10 protein-coding genes and 1 pseudogene are annotated in these 14777 nt (G+C 72.3%); 6 read left to right on the forward strand and 5 right to left on the reverse strand.

Translation table 11 applies throughout. The features are described from left to right. Positions 1-218 precede the first annotated feature (218 nt). Positions 219-1334, forward strand: coding sequence for an IS110 family transposase (locus tag AFB00_RS18705; protein WP_083275376.1), 1116 nt, complete (start codon positions 219-221; stop codon positions 1332-1334). Between the two features lie 213 nt (positions 1335-1547). On the opposite strand, the gene AFB00_RS18710 is transcribed toward AFB00_RS18705, so the two are convergent. Next, on the reverse strand, positions 1548-2957 hold the full coding sequence (locus AFB00_RS18710; protein WP_068798318.1) for an aminotransferase-like domain-containing protein: 1410 nt from the start codon (positions 2955-2957) through the stop codon (positions 1548-1550). Positions 2958-2985: 28 nt separating this feature from the next. On the opposite strand from AFB00_RS18710, the gene AFB00_RS18715 reads away from it, so the two are divergent. Further along, positions 2986-3924 carry a DMT family transporter gene (locus AFB00_RS18715; RefSeq protein ID WP_231973979.1) on the forward strand — a complete coding sequence of 313 codons (939 nt, stop codon included), beginning with the start codon at positions 2986-2988 and terminating at the stop codon, positions 3922-3924. On the opposite strand, the gene AFB00_RS18720 is transcribed toward AFB00_RS18715, so the two are convergent. Continuing rightward, positions 3921-5411 carry a SulP family inorganic anion transporter gene (locus tag AFB00_RS18720; protein ID WP_068798319.1) on the reverse strand — a complete coding sequence of 497 codons (1491 nt, stop codon included), beginning with the start codon at positions 5409-5411 and terminating at the stop codon, positions 3921-3923. The two genes, AFB00_RS18715 and AFB00_RS18720, sit on opposite strands and share 4 nt — an antisense overlap. Positions 5412-5887: 476 nt before the next feature. On the opposite strand from AFB00_RS18720, the gene AFB00_RS18725 reads away from it, so the two are divergent. Continuing rightward, complete coding sequence (locus AFB00_RS18725; protein WP_197519583.1) at positions 5888-6748, forward strand: CPBP family intramembrane glutamic endopeptidase; 861 nt, start codon at positions 5888-5890, stop codon at positions 6746-6748. 10 nt (positions 6749-6758) lie between these two features. On the opposite strand, the gene AFB00_RS18730 is transcribed toward AFB00_RS18725, so the two are convergent. Further along, positions 6759-7439 (reverse strand): class I SAM-dependent DNA methyltransferase, encoded by a 681-nt coding sequence (locus tag AFB00_RS18730; RefSeq protein ID WP_231973980.1) that lies wholly within the window; start codon positions 7437-7439, stop codon positions 6759-6761. A 106-nt stretch (positions 7440-7545) separates the two neighbouring features. Further along, on the reverse strand, positions 7546-8589 hold the full coding sequence (locus tag AFB00_RS18735; RefSeq protein ID WP_068798321.1) for a 3-oxoacyl-ACP synthase III: 1044 nt from the start codon (positions 8587-8589) through the stop codon (positions 7546-7548). A 337-nt stretch (positions 8590-8926) separates the two neighbouring features. On the opposite strand from AFB00_RS18735, the gene AFB00_RS18740 reads away from it, so the two are divergent. Beyond that, positions 8927-9223, forward strand: coding sequence for a hypothetical protein (locus tag AFB00_RS18740; protein WP_068798322.1), 297 nt, complete (start codon positions 8927-8929; stop codon positions 9221-9223). A 98-nt stretch (positions 9224-9321) separates the two neighbouring features. Here AFB00_RS18740 and AFB00_RS18745 read toward each other — a convergent pair whose 3' ends face one another. Next, on the reverse strand, positions 9322-10386 hold the full coding sequence (locus AFB00_RS18745) for a lytic polysaccharide monooxygenase (RefSeq protein WP_068798323.1): 1065 nt from the start codon (positions 10384-10386) through the stop codon (positions 9322-9324). Positions 10387-10738: 352 nt separating this feature from the next. On the opposite strand from AFB00_RS18745, the pseudogene AFB00_RS32090 reads away from it, so the two are divergent. Continuing rightward, a pseudogene (locus AFB00_RS32090) lies at positions 10739-11636 on the forward strand (IS5 family transposase). A gap of 400 nt (positions 11637-12036) precedes the next feature. Beyond that, the gene (locus tag AFB00_RS18760) at positions 12037-14763 is read left to right on the forward strand and encodes a helix-turn-helix transcriptional regulator (RefSeq protein WP_068798324.1); all 2727 of its coding nucleotides are present in this window, start codon (positions 12037-12039) and stop codon (positions 14761-14763) included. Positions 14764-14777 lie beyond the last annotated feature (14 nt).

The following is a 14777-nucleotide window of genomic DNA, read 5'->3' on the forward strand; positions in this document are numbered from 1 at the left end:
CGGTCAGGGCGTTGCTTCCCCGGCCGATGCTCGAGGCGGCCAGCCCTGACTCTGAACGCTATTGACGCCGTGAGGCTGTCTTCGATTCGAAGTGTCGGGCTGGCCGCGTGAGCGCAGGCCCGCGGTGCCTGGCTTGAAGAGAGCCTGCCTGACTCAACCCAGATCTGCCGACACCGCGGGCCTGCGCTGTCCACGATAGGCCACGCAGACGGGAACAAGTGTTGACGCACGAACACGGTGTCGCGGGGATCGATCCTCACAAGAATACGGCTACCATCGCAGTCCTCGATCATCGAGGCGGCGTGGTCGACAACAAGTCCTTCTCCATCACCAAGGGCGGTATCGATGAGCTGCTGACGTTCCTGCTCGGTGTCGAGCTGACGATCGACCGGATCGGCATCGAAGGATCGGGATTTCTCGGCCAGCCGCTGGTCCTCGCGCTCGCGGCCGCGGGTTACGACGTGCGCGAAGTCCAAGCCAACCGCACCGCGGAGCGGCGTAAGCGTCGTCGTCGGGCCAAGACCGACGCCGAGGACGCGGAGGCCATCGCCCGAGAGGCCCTCAGCGACCCCGAGCTGCCTCCGGCCGGGAAGCACACCGCGCCCAGCCCGACATGGCAGACGCTCACGGTGATCCGCGACTGGCGTGAATCTCTTGTCCTGCAGCGTGTTCGGCTGCTCACCGAGTCCGAAGCAGTACTCGTCACGCTCCCCGTCGCCATCCGCGCCACGTTGCCCTCGACCAGCCGCGTTCTCCCGCAGCTCCAGTCCCTGGTCGACGGCGTCGCGAACCCCGATCTGCTCAGCCCAGCCGAGCGGCTCAAGCTCGACCGGCTCGCGGCCAGCCTGAACGACATCATCACCCTGACGGCGCGGATCAAGGAACTCGACCGACAGATTCCCGCCCTCCTCAGCGACCTTGGCTGCACCCTCACAGAGGTCCGCGGTGTCGGCGTGGTCACAGCCATGGATCTTCTGGTCGAGATCGGCGATCCGTGCCGGTTCACGACCGAGGCCCAGTTTGCACGCTGGTGCGGAATCGCGCCCGTCGCCCTCTCGTCGGGTGAAGGTCACGGGCCGGCCCGTCGGCACCGACTCGACCTCGGCGGCAATCGAGCTGTCAACTCTGTTCTGCACATCGTGCACGTCACGCAAGTCCGATGCCACCCGCCGGCGAAAGAGTACATGGCGAAACGGGTCACCGACAACAAGACAAAACGTGAGGCTCGGCGAAGCCACAAGCGGCAGCTCGCGAACATCATCATCAGACACATGTGGACCGACGCAAGACGCTCCACGGCGACCACACCGACCAGCTCCGCAGCTGCTGCTTGACAAGAGAGCTTCGGATCGTCGAGTGTAGCGCTGTTCCTTTTCCGGTACCGGACATTCTCCGGACCGGTGTCGTCGCTGCTCAGAGCGGTCGGACGGGTTCGGCCGGATAGTGCCCGGATTCCCGGGGGACGGGTGTGTGGTTCCGGTCGAATTCACGTTGCCGCCCGCTGTGCCGGTACCCGGCCGTCACCCCACCCGGTATTCCGCGGACACTCAGCGCTGTGACCGGACGGCCTCGGCGATCACCTGCGTGGCGTCGGCGAATCGGCCGGGGTCCGCGGCGGCGAAGCACAGTCGCAGGAACCGGCCCGGTGCCTCGGCGGGGAACCAGCCGTCCCCGGGGGCGAGCAGGACCCCCCGGACCTCGCAGTCGGCGGCCAGCCGGTCGAGGTCGATGTCGTCGGGGAGCTGGACCCACAGGTGCAGGCCGCCGTCGGGGACCGAGTCCACCCTCGCCCCGTCGACGTGTTCGCGCACCTGGCCGAGCAGGTGGTCCCGGCGGGTGCGCAGCCGGCGGCGCAGCGCCCGCAGCCGGCCGGCCTGGCCGGGCTGGGTGACCACGTCCAGCGCCACCTCCTGCAGGACGTCGCTCACGTACATCGATCCGGCAGCCTGGTCCGCGGCGATCCGGTCGCGTGCCGGGCCGCGGGCGATCAGTGCCGCCACCCGCACGGCGGGGGAGACGCTCTTCGTCAGCGACCGCAGGTATACGACGTGGCCGTCGCCGTCGTCGGCCACCAGCGGCCGGGACCCGGCGGTGATGCCGAAGTCGTGGGCCCAGTCGTCCTCCACCACGAAGGCGCCGTGGGTCCGCGCGATCTCCAGCACCGCCGTGCGCCGTTCCGCGCTCCAGCTGTACCCGGTCGGGTTGGCGAACGTCGGCTGGGCGTAGAACACCCGCGCCCCGGTCGTCGCGAACAGCCGGGACAGCTCGTCGGGATCCGGTCCGGCCGGGGTCGCGGCGACCGGGACCGTCCGCACCCCGGCCTGGGCCGCCGCGACGATCGCGCCCCAGTACGTCGGGGACTCCAGGACGAGGTAGCCCCCTGGCCCGATCAGCGAGCGGAAGATCGAGCTCAGCGCGCTCTGGCTGCCGGGAACGATCAGTACGTCCCGCGACGACGGCGGGACCACCCGGGTCGGGGTCGACTCCTCGATCTGCCGGGCGAACCAGGCCCGCAGCGCCGGCAGCCCCTCGGGCTGCGGGGGCCGCAGAACGGCGGAGGTGCGCCCGGCCCGGGCGAAGGCCGTGCGGAGCAGGCGTTCCGGGAGCAGATCGGGTGCCGGGTACCCGGAGCCGAGGGCGACGGTGTCCGGGCCACCGCCCCGCAACGGTGACGGCGGCGCGGGGAGCTGCCGGTAGGGCGCCCGCAGCGCGGCGGTCTGCCAGCTGTGGTCCGTCACGTGGGTGACCGGCGCGGTGCGGACGAACGTGCCCACACCGGGGCGGGACTCGACGAGCCCGAGCCCGACCAGCTCCCGGACGGCTCGCTGCACGGTCACCGGGCTCGCGCCGAACCGGGTCACGAGCGCCCGGCTCGACGGTAGGCGGGCACCCGGGGGCGCGCCGTCGATCCACCGGCGGAGGTCTGCGGCGATGCGACCTGCGCTATCGTCGAACATGAGGCTGGACAGTAGCGCTACTCCTCCGTTGTCGTCCCCGCTACCGCCCGTCGCGGCGGCCGGTCTCGGCTGGGGTTTCCTCGGTGTCGCGGCGTTCTCGCTGACGCTCCCCGTCACCCGCATCGCCGTCGAGGGGCTGTCGCCGCTGTTCGTCGGGGCCGGCCGGTCCGCGATCGCCGCCGTGCTCGCCGCGGTGGCCCTGCTCGCGACCCGGCAGCGGTGCCCTGCCGCCCGGCAGTGGCTACGGCTGGCGGTGGTCGCCGGCGGGATCGCGGTCGGGTTCCCGCTACTGACCTCCTACGCGATGACGACCGCGCCGGCGGCGCACGGGGCCGTCGTGATCGCGTTGCTCCCCGCGGCGACGGCGGTCGTGGCGGTCCTGCGCACCGGGGAGCGACCGGCCGCCGGGTTCTGGGTCGCCGCCGTCGCCGGCTGTGCGTGCGCCGTGGTCTTCGCCGGCGTCCAGGGCGGCGGGTTCGGACGCGTGCACACCGCGGACGTACTGCTGCTCGCCGCCGTGGCCGCGGCGGCGTTCGGGTACGCGGAGGGTGGCCTGCTCGCCCGCGAGCTCGGGGCGTGGCAGACGGTGTCCTGGGCGCTGGTCCTCGCAGCCCCGTTGATGACCGTGCTGACGGTCGTCGCGGGCCTGGACCAGCCGCCGCGGGCAGGCGTCGCCGGCTGGGCGGCGTTCGCCTACCTGGCCGTGGTCAGCATGTACCTCGGGTTCTTCGCCTGGTACCGGGGCCTGGCGATCGGGCCGATCGCCCGGGTCAGCCAGGTGCAGCTGGTGCAGCCGGTGCTGGGCATCGGGTGGGCCGCGGTGCTGCTCGGTGAGGATCTGACCTGGCCGACCGTCGTCGGCGGGGTCGCGGTCCGGACCCGCCGGGGCACGGCGAGCCGGCCCGCCGGGGATCCGGACGAGTCCGGCCGGACACCGGAGGCCCGTCGCCGATCCCGCCGGGGTTAGTGCGACCCGCCGAGGTGGCCGGCCAGGGCGGCATGCCGCTGCCGGCTGTTCTCGTTCATCCCGACGATCTCCACGGTGGTCCCGTGCGCGGCGTACCGGGTGACGATCGCGTCCAGTGCGGCGACCGTGGAGGCGTCCCAGACGTGCGCCGCGGTCAGGTCGACGACGACGCGGTGCGGGTCCCCGGCGTAGTCGAACCGGAAGACCAGGTCGTTGGACGAGGCGAAGAACAGCTGGCCGGTGACGCGGTAGGTGCGGGTCCCGCCGTCCGGGCTCAGCTCCCCGCTGACCTCGACCAGGTGTGCGACGCGCCGGGCGAACAGCACCATCGCGACCAGGACGCCGACTCCGACGCCGTAGGCGAGGTTGTGGGTGGCGACGGTGACCGCCACCGTCGCCAGCATGACCAGGTTCTCGCTCTTCGGCAGGCGGCGCAGCGTCGCCGGCCGGACGGAGTGCCAGTCGAACGTCCCGACCGCCACCATGATCATGACGCCGACCAGCGCGGCCATCGGGATCTGGGCGACGACCGGCCCGGCCGCGACGACGAGCACGAGCAGGAACGCCCCGGCGAGGAAGGTGGACAGCCGGGTGCGCGCCCCGACCCGGACGTTGATCATCGTCTGGCCGATCATGGCGCAGCCGCCCATGCCGCCGAACAGACCGGTGACGATGTTGGCGACGCCCTGGCCCCAGGACTCGCGGGTCTTGTCCGAGTGCGTCTCGGTGATGTCGTCGACGAGCTTCGCGGTCATCAGCGACTCGATCAGCCCGACCAGCGCGATCGCGATGGCCGGCGGGCCGATGATCTGCAGGGTCTCCCAGGTCGCGGGCACCGCGGGCAGTCCGAGTACCGGCAGGCTGTCGGGCAGCGCGCCCTGGTCGCCGACGGTCGGCACCGCCACGCCCGCGACGACGGTGAACCCGGTGAGCAGCACGATCGCGACCAGCGGTGCCGGGACGACCGTCGTCAGCCGGGGCAGGCCGACCAGCACGACGAGCCCGGCGACACACAGCGGGTACACCGGCCACGGCACGTCGAACAGGTACGGCAGCTGCGCGGTGAAGATGAGGACGGCCAGCGCGTTGACGAAGCCGACCATCACCATCCGCGGCAGGAACCGCATCAGCCGGGCGACCCCGGCCAGGCCGAGCGCCACCTGCAGCGCCCCGCCGAGCAGGACGGCGGCGACCAGGTATTCCAGGCCGTGCTCGCGGGTCAGCGGGGCCACGACCAGCGCGATCGCCCCGGTCGCCGCGGAGATCATCGCCCGCCGGCCGCCGACGATCGAGATCGTCACCGCCATGGTGAACGAGGCGAACAGCCCGACCCGCGGATCGACGCCGGCGATGATGGAGAACGAGATCGCCTCCGGGATCAGCGCGAGCGCCACGACCAGGCCGGAGAGGACCTCGGTCCGCAGCACCCGCGGTGACGGCCAGGACGGGCGGCCGGCCGGGAGGCCGGGCAGGGCGAAGGCAGGCATCACTACTCACAGCGGAGGGTAGGGGGGAGCGCAGGGCCCGATGACGGGCCCGGCGACGCCGGGAACCCTACTCCCGTGTGAGGGTGGCGTCCGCCGGTGTCGGTGGCCTCACACGGTCACCTCGGTATCCGACTCCGTTCGTTCCACCAGACCGTGCCCACCGCCGCCGGCATGAAAGGCGCCGGGGGGGGCGACAGGTGCGGTCCGCCGGGTGCCGCCGGGATCTCGTTCGCAGCGGCGGTCACCCGTCAGGATGAGCGCGATTGACCGTGCCCCGAGGGCACGGTGTCTGCTGGTCGTGAAGGACACGGATGCCCGAATCCGGCCGTTCGTGGCTTTCCTCCGATCACCAGAAGCAAAAGGAACCGACAGTGACAGGACCGACGGAAGACACTGCGCGGGAATCGATCACCCGCCCCGGACCGATCGCCGCCGGTGCGCCGGGTGTCCGCCCCCGGACCACGTCCCACCCGGCCGTGGACGAGTCCCGGCCGTTCGGTACCCACCTGCGGATGAGCTGGTGGAAACCACTCGTGCTCGTGCTGGCGTTGCCGCTGGTCCTCGTGGTCCTGCAGATCGCGGCCTACCAGCTCGTCGGGATCATCGAGGGTGCCGACGACCCGCTGGCCGCGGGCCTCACCCCGTTGAAGGCACTGGCCGTCAACCTGTCCATCGGCGCCACGGGTGTGGTGGCGATCCTGCTGCTGGTGTGGATGACCCGGGTGCCCGTGCGCTCGCTGTTCACCACGCGGCGGGCATTCGACGGGCGACGCCTGGTCCACTACTCGCTCGGAGCGGTGGTGCTGGTGGGGGCCGGGCTGGGAACCGTCGGCGTCGTCGCCCCCGAGTCCACGACCTGGACCACTTTCGCGATCACCGGCACGACCGTCGCACTGCTGGCGGTCACCCTGTTCACCACCCCGATCCAGGCGATCGGCGAGGAGCTGATGTACCGCTGCGTGATGTTGCCCGCGGCCGCGAGCTGGGTGCGCGCGGTCCGCCCGGCCATGATCGTCGGGCTCGCCGTCTCCGGGCTGGGCTTCGCCGCGGTCCACGGTTGGACCGACCCGTGGCTCGCCGGGTACTTCGTGGTGATCGGCGTCAGTACCGGGCTGATGGCGATCGTGAGCGGCGGAATGGAGGCGCCGATCGCCTTCCACGTCGTCAACAACGTCCTGGCCGGTGTCATCGGCAACGTGATGTCCGGCGGCGGTGAGGTCGCGATCGACCGTTCCACCGACACCGGTGACCCGTCCCTGTTGATCCTCGTCGCCGTCAACCTCGCGATGATCGCCCTGACCTGGATGTACGAGCGCAAGAGGCGTGCGGCCGGGTGAACCCCGCCGGTCAGGCCCGGGCGACGATCACCACCCCGGGGCCGATCTCGCCGGGCAGGCGGAGCTCGGCCGTCGGCTGCAGGCCGGCCTCCTCGATCAGCGCGACGAGCTGCTCGGGCTGCCACAGGTGGGTCGTCCACCGCACCGGGACGCCGCCGTAGGCCTCGGTGCGCTCGACGTCGCCGGTCCCGACGTGCGTGCCGATGATGAGCTGGCCGCCCGGCACGAGTGCCCTGGCGAAGGACGCCAGTACCTGCGGCAGGACGTCACGGGGCAGGTTGAACAGCGACCACCAGCCCAGCAGGCCGCCCCAGGCGGCCTCGCCCAGGTCGAGCTCGGTCGAGGACCCGACGCGGAACGTGCACTCCGGGTGCAGCCGGCGGGCGTTGTCGATCATCCGGGGCGAGAGGTCGACGCCGGACACGTCGACGCCGCGCCCGGCGAGGTAGCCGGTGACGGTGCCCGGCCCGCACCCCACGTCGAGCACCGGACCCAGGTCGCGCACCGCGTCGGCGAAGACGTCCATCGCGGCCCGGAGCCACGGGTGCCGGCGGACGTCGCCGAGGCCGATGGAGGCGACCATCTCGGCGTAGTTGTCGGCGACGCGGTCGTAGGACTCGCGCACGGTGTCCAGATCGGCGGGCCGGGCGGGGCGCACGCGTTCGGCCGATGGCGTGGGGTCGGTGTTCACGGGTGAGGCCTACCAGCCGGCCCCGACAGTGTCGGCGAACGACGACCGGCGTACCCGCCGGCGGCGACCACGTGCACGCCGTGCCGCCCGGCCGGTGGGCCGGGCGTCACCAGGCCAGTTCGACGCAGGCCGCGTTGAGCCCGGATCCGGCCCCCATCAGCAGGACCCGGTCGCCCCGGCCCAGGTCGGCGGAGTGCTGCGCCAGCGTGAACGGGATGGTCGCGGGGCCCATGTTGCCGTGGGTCGGGAACGTCAGCGGGACGCGTGCCGGGTCGATGCCGACGGCCGCGCACATCGCCCGGGTGTGCGCCGTCGACACCTGGTGGGAGATGTAGCGGTCCATGTCCGACCAGCCGAACTCCGCGGCACTCTCCGCCCAGACCGCCGTGGCGATCTCGGCACCGGCGTCCAGCAGTCCCTTGGCGTCGGTGTGCATGGCCTCGAGATCGCCGACGCAGAGCCCGTGGTGCTCGGTGTGCGCCCGGCTCGCGGACACCAGCACCGGGTGGCCCTCGGGGTGCCGCTCCCGCGGGCCGAGGACCATCGCCGCGGCGCCCGAGCCGAGGGTCAGGGTCGCGAACTGGGAGAACACGTCCTCGCGGGTGGCGGTCGGCCGGCGCAGCCGGTCGATGGTGCGGAGCTGGGTCCGCCGGGCGCACTCGCCGTCGACGACGAGCGCGTACCGGACGTGCCCGGCGTCGATCATCGTGGCGGCGAGCTGGATCGCGTTGAGGAAACCGAGGCAGGCGTTGCCCAGGTCGAAGTTCAGGCAGCTGGTCGGCAGGTCGAGCGCGTGGTGCACGGACACCGCGGAGGACGGTTCGAGCCGGGCCCGGCTGACCGAGGTGTCGACGAGCAGGCCGACCGCCCCCGGGTCCACGCCGGCCTCGGCCAGCGCCTTGGCCCCGGCCGTCGCCGCGGCGTCGGTGAAGCTCACGTCCTCGGGCCACCACCGGCGCTCGCGGACCCCGGCGATGCGCTCCAGCATCCCGGGCCGCAGCCGCAACCGTTCGTAGGTCGCGGCCAGCCGGTCGTCGAGCTCGGCCGAGGTGACGACGTGCGGCGCGTCGAGTCCCGCCGTGGCCAGGACGGCGGTCCCGGTGAAGCGCAGGGTGGCGTTGCCGGGCGTGCGGGTGGTCGTCGTGGCCACGGTTCCTCCGTGCGGTTGCGGCGACGCCGGTCGGTCGGCGCGGGGTCGGTCGACTGTTACTCGAGGCAACACCCGGCCGTCGCGGCACGGTCAAGCGCAACCGGGTGTGACCCGGCGCACCGGCACCCGTGATTCTTCGCAGAACGGCCAAACACCGATCCCGCTCCGGGTCCTATCGTCGCTGTGGTATCCGTTCCGACAAGGAGTCCGAACCATGCGGAAGCGATGGGCCCTCGGGCCGGCCGCCATCTTCTCGGCGTTGTCCTGCCTGGTCCTGGTGGCGGTTCCGGCACAGGCGGACAGCCGCTGGAAACAGTGTGTACCGGTTCAGTCCACGATGACGGGGGCGTCCATCAAGGGGACGCTCTGCATCGGCCACGGTGAGTACCGCGTCCACGGCTGGGTCAAGGACACCGCGGCGGACGACCGGCACGCGGCGTTCCGGATCCGGATCGTCGAGCACATGGCACCGGGATACGACCAGACCCACACCTACAGCGCCGAGACCACGGCGCGCCGTCCGTCCGGCTCGACCGTCCGGTTCGACAAGTCCTATGTGGGCAGCCTGAAGGCGTTGAAGGCCCAGGCCTGCGTCCGGTTGCCGCAGCGGTGCGACTCGCGCTGGCACGGCTGACCGGACACCCGCGACGAGCTGAGCTCGCGTACCCGCCCGGGCCGGAGCGGCCCGTCGCTGTCGCGACGGGCCGCTCCGGGAGGGCCGGTGGGTGTGGGTCAGCCCACCTGCTGCCACAGCGAGGGGGCTAGGATCCAGTTCGGGTCCCCGTAGCCGGTGTAGGCCTGGAGGGCCCGGTAGGTCTTCCCGTCGTGCTGCACCTGGTCCCCGGCCTGGTAGGACGCGGTCGGGCTCCACGCGGTGGACGTCCCGCCGGTGGCGGGCACGCCCGGGCCGTCGCCGGCCGGGACCGAGCCGTGCGCGTGGTGATCGTGCTGCCCCGACGCCCCGTCGGCCGCGTAGGTGCCGGTCTCCGGCGCCGTCGACTGCGAGCTGTCGGAGTGGCTGGAGTGGTCCGAGTGGTCGGAGTGGTCCGACCCGGACTCCTCGGGCTTCGTGGCGGCCGGCTTCGAGGCGTCCGACTCGGTCGGCTCGCTCTTCTTCGGCTCGGTCTTCTTCTCCGGCTGCGTCTTCGCCGGCTCCGACGCGGTGCTGCCGGAGTCGCCGCTGCCGGAGTCGCCCCCGCCGCCGCCGACCTGGACGTCGATCACGTTGTAGAACGCGTTCGGGGTGTCGGCGACGTCCCACACCGCGTAGATGACGTGGTACCCGGAGCGGTCGGCGGGGATGTCCACCGTGTGCGCCCCGCCGGTGTTGGCCGGCGAGCCGTCGTGCTCGACGGTCGTGAGCAGCTCCAGGTCGCCCCGGGTCAGCGGCTTGTCACCGGACCAGCCCGGCTTGGTCATGTAGTAGTGCCACCCCGACGTGCTGTGCGGGGCGGTGTACTTCCAGTTGATGCTCAGCGGGCCGGTGCTGATCGGGTTCTTGTACCAGCGGTCCGGTGACTGCTCGTCCAGCGTCCCCTCGAAGAGGCCGCCTGCGGACGCGAGCTTGCCGTCCGCGGGGCCCGACTCCGGGAACCCCTTCGGTGCTTCGAGGCTCTGCGGCTCGTACTGGATCGAGCCGCAGTTCTGGTTCTGGCCACTGGCGCACGCGCCGGCCCGGCTGACGGGGCCGTCGGTGTAACCGTGCGCGAACGCCGGGAGTGCACCTTGGACGGACAGGAGAGTGACGCTGAGCGCGGTGAACGCAACTGCAGCCGCTGTGTGGATTCTTCGACGCATCGTCTTCCTCAGGACGGAACCGCCTTTCCGTTCCACCCGTATCGGGCGAATCGGAAGCGGGCGACTCGGTGGCGGCGCGCCGACAGCTGCGTTGGCTGGCGCTGCACTTGTGGATGGAGATCTCGCAGGGCGAGCGTGATGCTTCGAAGAATCGTCGTCAAGGAGCACGACGGGCAGAGGTGCTGCCTTTTCCGGACTCCGCGACGGCCGGTTACGGCCCGGTCGCGGCAGATCCGCGTGGGGACTGCAGCTCCATCTCTGCAGTTCAGTTGTCCTGCACGGGACTCTCGCCCCGGTCTGCCCTAGGGCGTGTCTCCCAGATAGGCGGAGCGGGGTGCGCGATGCTTGATCGGTGCCGCGTACCGCTGTCCTGACTGATGTCCAGTGGGCCCGTCTGGCGCCGCTGTTGCCCTCTTCCGAGGGTCGTCGCGGGTGCCCGTTCCGCGATGACCGCCGGGTGCTCGAGGGGATCATCTACCGGTATCGGTGCGGGCTTCCCTGGCGCGACGTCCCAGCCGAGTTCGGGCCGTGGCAGACGTTGTGGAAGCGGCACCGCCGCTACAGCGGCGACGGCACCTGGGACCACATCCTGGCTGCTCTTCTGGTCGAGGCCGACGCCGCCGAGGTGCTCGGGTGGGCGGTCAGCGTGGACTCCACGATCATCCGTGCCCACCAGCACGCCGCGACCCTCAAGCGCGACATAGGGGGCCGGATCGAACTACACGAATCTGCTCGCCGAACCAGCAGATCACGCGCTGGGACGGTCCCGCGGAGGGCTGTCGACGAAGATCCACCAGCTCGTTGACGGGCACGGCCGCCCGCTGGTGGTCCTCCTCGGCCCCGGCCAGGGCGGCGACTCGCCAATGTTTCCGCACCTGATGGCGCGCCTGAGCATCGCCCGACCGGGCCCGGGACGACCCCGGACCCGGCCTGAACGCGTGCGCGCGGACAAGGCCTACTCCTCACGCGCGATCCGCCGGCACCTGCGCGAGCGCCGGATCATCGCTGTCATTCCGGAGCCCTCTGACCAGCAGGGACACCGCAAACGACGGGGCTCACGCGGTGGCCGACCGCCCGCATTCGATCCGGTCGACTACCGAAACCGCAACGTCGTCGAGTGCGGGTTCTGCCACGTCAAGCAGTGGCGCGGGCTGGCCACCCGTTACGACAAGCTCGCCCTGACCTTCCGCGGCGGCGCCGTCCTGAAGGCAATCGTCACCTGGCTCCGCGCATTGGGAGACACACCCTAGCCTGCAGGGAGAACAGCGGCGTTCGCAGTCTGCGGGAGAAGCAGACGGACATTCCCGGTTGTGGGATTCGCACGAGCGTCGGGATCTGTTGTCGGTGGGACGGTAAGTCATCGGCATCCTGATCGCCAGTCGCCGGAGCCGAAAGAGCGCTGGAGAGGCTGAAATGACGACCAGATCGATCCGGTCGACGGTTCCCGTCGGCCCGCTCCGCCCGGCGGACGCACATTCCACTGTTCGGCGGGCGCTGGAGCGGACCGTCTCGTCGTGACGGTTCGTGGCGGTCGGGATCTGCGGCCGCCACCGGTGCCCGGCAGCGGTGCCGGCGCCGGACGGCGTCATGGACGTGTCATCGGCAGGAGCGCGATCGTCGGTGGTCGCTGCACGGGATGCAGGGGGTCGTGTGATCGAGCGGGAGCCCGAGCTGGCGGAGTTGGCTGCGGCCCTCGCGGAGGCCGCGTCCGGCGGGGTGCGTGTCGTCGCGCTCCAGGGGGTGACCGGGACGGGCAGGTCGGCGTTGCTCGGGGAGTTCGGTGCGCGGGCCGGTGGAGCGGGTGCGCGGGTGCTGCAGGCGAGCGGGGCGCCGTCGGAGTCGTCGTTGTCCTGGGGGATCGTGCGCCAGCTGCTCACGGGCGCGGGGGTCGCCCGGGACGGCACCGCGGTCGTACGGGAGCTGCTCGACCACGAGGTGCTCGCCCGTGCCGAGCACGACGGGGTGAGCCGTTCCCGGGTGCTGGACGGGTTGAGCACGGCGGTGCTGGAGTGGACCGGGCAGGGCCCGGTGGTGATCGCGATCGACGACACCCAGTACCTCGATGCGTTCTCCCAGGACTGGCTGATCTATCTGATCCGCCGGGCCGGGCGCGCCCGCCTGCTCGTCGTCCTCGGCTGGCGTGACGACGACGCCGAGACCTGCCCGGGGAACTCGCAGCTGCTGTGCGCGGAGTTCCACCGGCAGCCCTACCTGCGGCGGCGGGTGCTGGCTCCGCTGTCGGCGGCCGGTGTCGCGCAGGTGCTGGCCGCACGCTGGTCCGGGCCGGTACCGGGCGACCTGGCCGCGCGGGCGCATCAGCTCACCGGCGGCAACCTGTCGTTGCTGCAGGCGCTGCTGGCCGACAGCCGGGCCGCGAGCGGCGGCGACGGCCCACCGGCCGAGCTGGTCACGGGGGTGGAGTTCACGCGGGCGGTCCACCTGGTCCTGGGTCGGTGCGACCAGGTCACGTTGCGGGTCGCGGGCGCGATCGCGGTGCTCGGTGAGCGGTCCCGGTTCGCGGTCCTCGACCGGCTCGTCGGCGCCACACCGCAGCGGGTCGCCGCCGCGGTGGCCCGGCTGGCCCGGATCGGTCTGCTGGAGGCCGGCCGGATGCGGCACCCGATCATGGCCGCCGCGGTGCTCGACACCTTCCCGGCCGCCGAGCGGTCCGAGCTGAGCCGCCGCGCCGCGGACCTGCTCAAGGCCGGTGGCGCGGACCCCGTCACGATCGCCGAGCACTTCGTCGCCGCCGGCCGGGTCGAGGACCCGTCGGCGGTGCCGAGCATCCTGGAGGGGGCACAGCAGGCGCTGGCGGAGAACCGGTCCGGGCGGGCCGCGGAGCTGCTGAGACTGGGCTACCAGCTCGACGCCGACGGCCGGTACCGGACGGAGATCCTGGCGCTGCTGCTGCGGGCGAGCTGGCGCGAGGACCTCCGCGCCTCGGTCGGGCACCTGTCCGAGCTGACCGAGGCGATGCGTGCCGGCACGCTCCGGGGCCGGCACGCGACGATGCCCGTCGTCATGCTGCTGGTCCAGGGACGGGTCGAGGAGGCGTCCTCGGCGCTGGCCCGGCTGGTGGACGACCTGCCGCCGGGCTCGCGGCCTCCCTGGGAGCTGGAGATGGTCCGGACGTGGCTGGCCCAGATGTATCCGGGCGTCATCCGGGGCGACGCCGGCGAGAACCCGGCCGGCCCGCCGATCGTCCCGCAGAGCGCGATCAGCTACCGCCTGCTCGAACACTTCCGGACCGCGCAGCGGGCCGCGGAGCCGGGGGGCCGGGGCGACGAGGCGCTCTGGCAACAGCCGCTGACCGAGATCACCCTGCTCCCGCTCGTGCTCGCGCTGCGCACGCTGGTGCGCGCCGAACGCCTCGACGAGGCCGAGCAGCGGTGCCGGGTACTGATGCAGACCTGCCTGGAGCTGAAGGCACCCACCTGGCGGGCGGTGTTCTGCGCGATCGCCGCGCAGATCGCCCTGCACCGGGGTTCGCTCGACGTGGCCGCCTCCCGCGCGGGCGCCGCGCTCGACCTCGTCCCGCTCACCGGCTGGGGCGTACTGGCCGCGGACCCGCTGTCCACCCTGCTCACCGCGCAGACCCTGCAGGGCAGGCACGACGACGCCGCCCGCACCCTCGCCCGGCAGGTGCCCGACGCGACGTTCCAGACCCCGTTCGGGCTGTCCTACCTGCTCGCCCGCGGCCGGCACTACGTCGGACGCGGCCTGCCCCAGGTCGCCCTCGACGACTTCCGGGCCGTCGCCGACCTGAGCGACCGGTGGGGCATCGGCGACGCCGACCTCCTGCCGTGGCGCACCGAGATGGCCGCCGCCCACCTGCACCTCGGCGATCTCGACACCGCCGCCCGCTACGCCGGTGAACAGCTGCACCACCTCGGCACCGACGGCCACCTGCGGATCCGCGGACGCACCCTGCGCCTGCTCGCCGCGACCCGCGAACCCCGCCGGCGCCCACCCGTGCTCCGCACCGCCGTGGACGTCCTGCGCCGCAGCGGGGACACCTACGAGCTGGCTGCCGCGCTCACCGCGCTGCGCGACATCTACACCCGGCTCGGCGACACCGGCAGGGCCCGATCGGTGGCCCGCAGGGCCAACCACCTCCGACGGGCGGCTCGCGCCGACGCGTCCGTCCCACCGGCCGCCGCACCCGGGAACACGGTCGATCTGCTCGCCCTCAGCGACGCCGAGCGCCGGGTCGCCACCTTCGCCGGGAAGGGGCTGACCAACCGGGAGATCGCCGGCAGCCTCTACCTCACCACCAGCACCGTCGAACAGCACCTCACCCGGATCTACCGCAAGCTCGGCGTCACCTCGCGGGTGCAGCTGCTGTCCCGGCTGGCACTCCAGGTGACCGACGCCTGACACCCACCGGCGTG

Origin of the sequence: Pseudonocardia sp. HH130630-07 (assembly GCF_001698125.1) — a bacterium.
Classification (GTDB): Bacteria; Actinomycetota; Actinomycetes; order Mycobacteriales; family Pseudonocardiaceae; genus Pseudonocardia.

Coding starts and splice junctions, on each gene's coding strand:
- AFB00_RS18745 (WP_068798323.1), bottom strand. CDS start 10,386: ATGCGTCGAAGAATCCACACAGCGGCTGCAGTTGCGTTCACCGCGCTC.
- AFB00_RS18720 (WP_068798319.1), bottom strand. CDS start 5,411: ATGCCTGCCTTCGCCCTGCCCGGCCTCCCGGCCGGCCGCCCGTCCTGG.
- AFB00_RS18710 (WP_068798318.1), bottom strand. CDS start 2,957: ATGTTCGACGATAGCGCAGGTCGCATCGCCGCAGACCTCCGCCGGTGG.
- AFB00_RS18740 (WP_068798322.1), top strand. CDS start 8,927: ATGACGGGGGCGTCCATCAAGGGGACGCTCTGCATCGGCCACGGTGAG.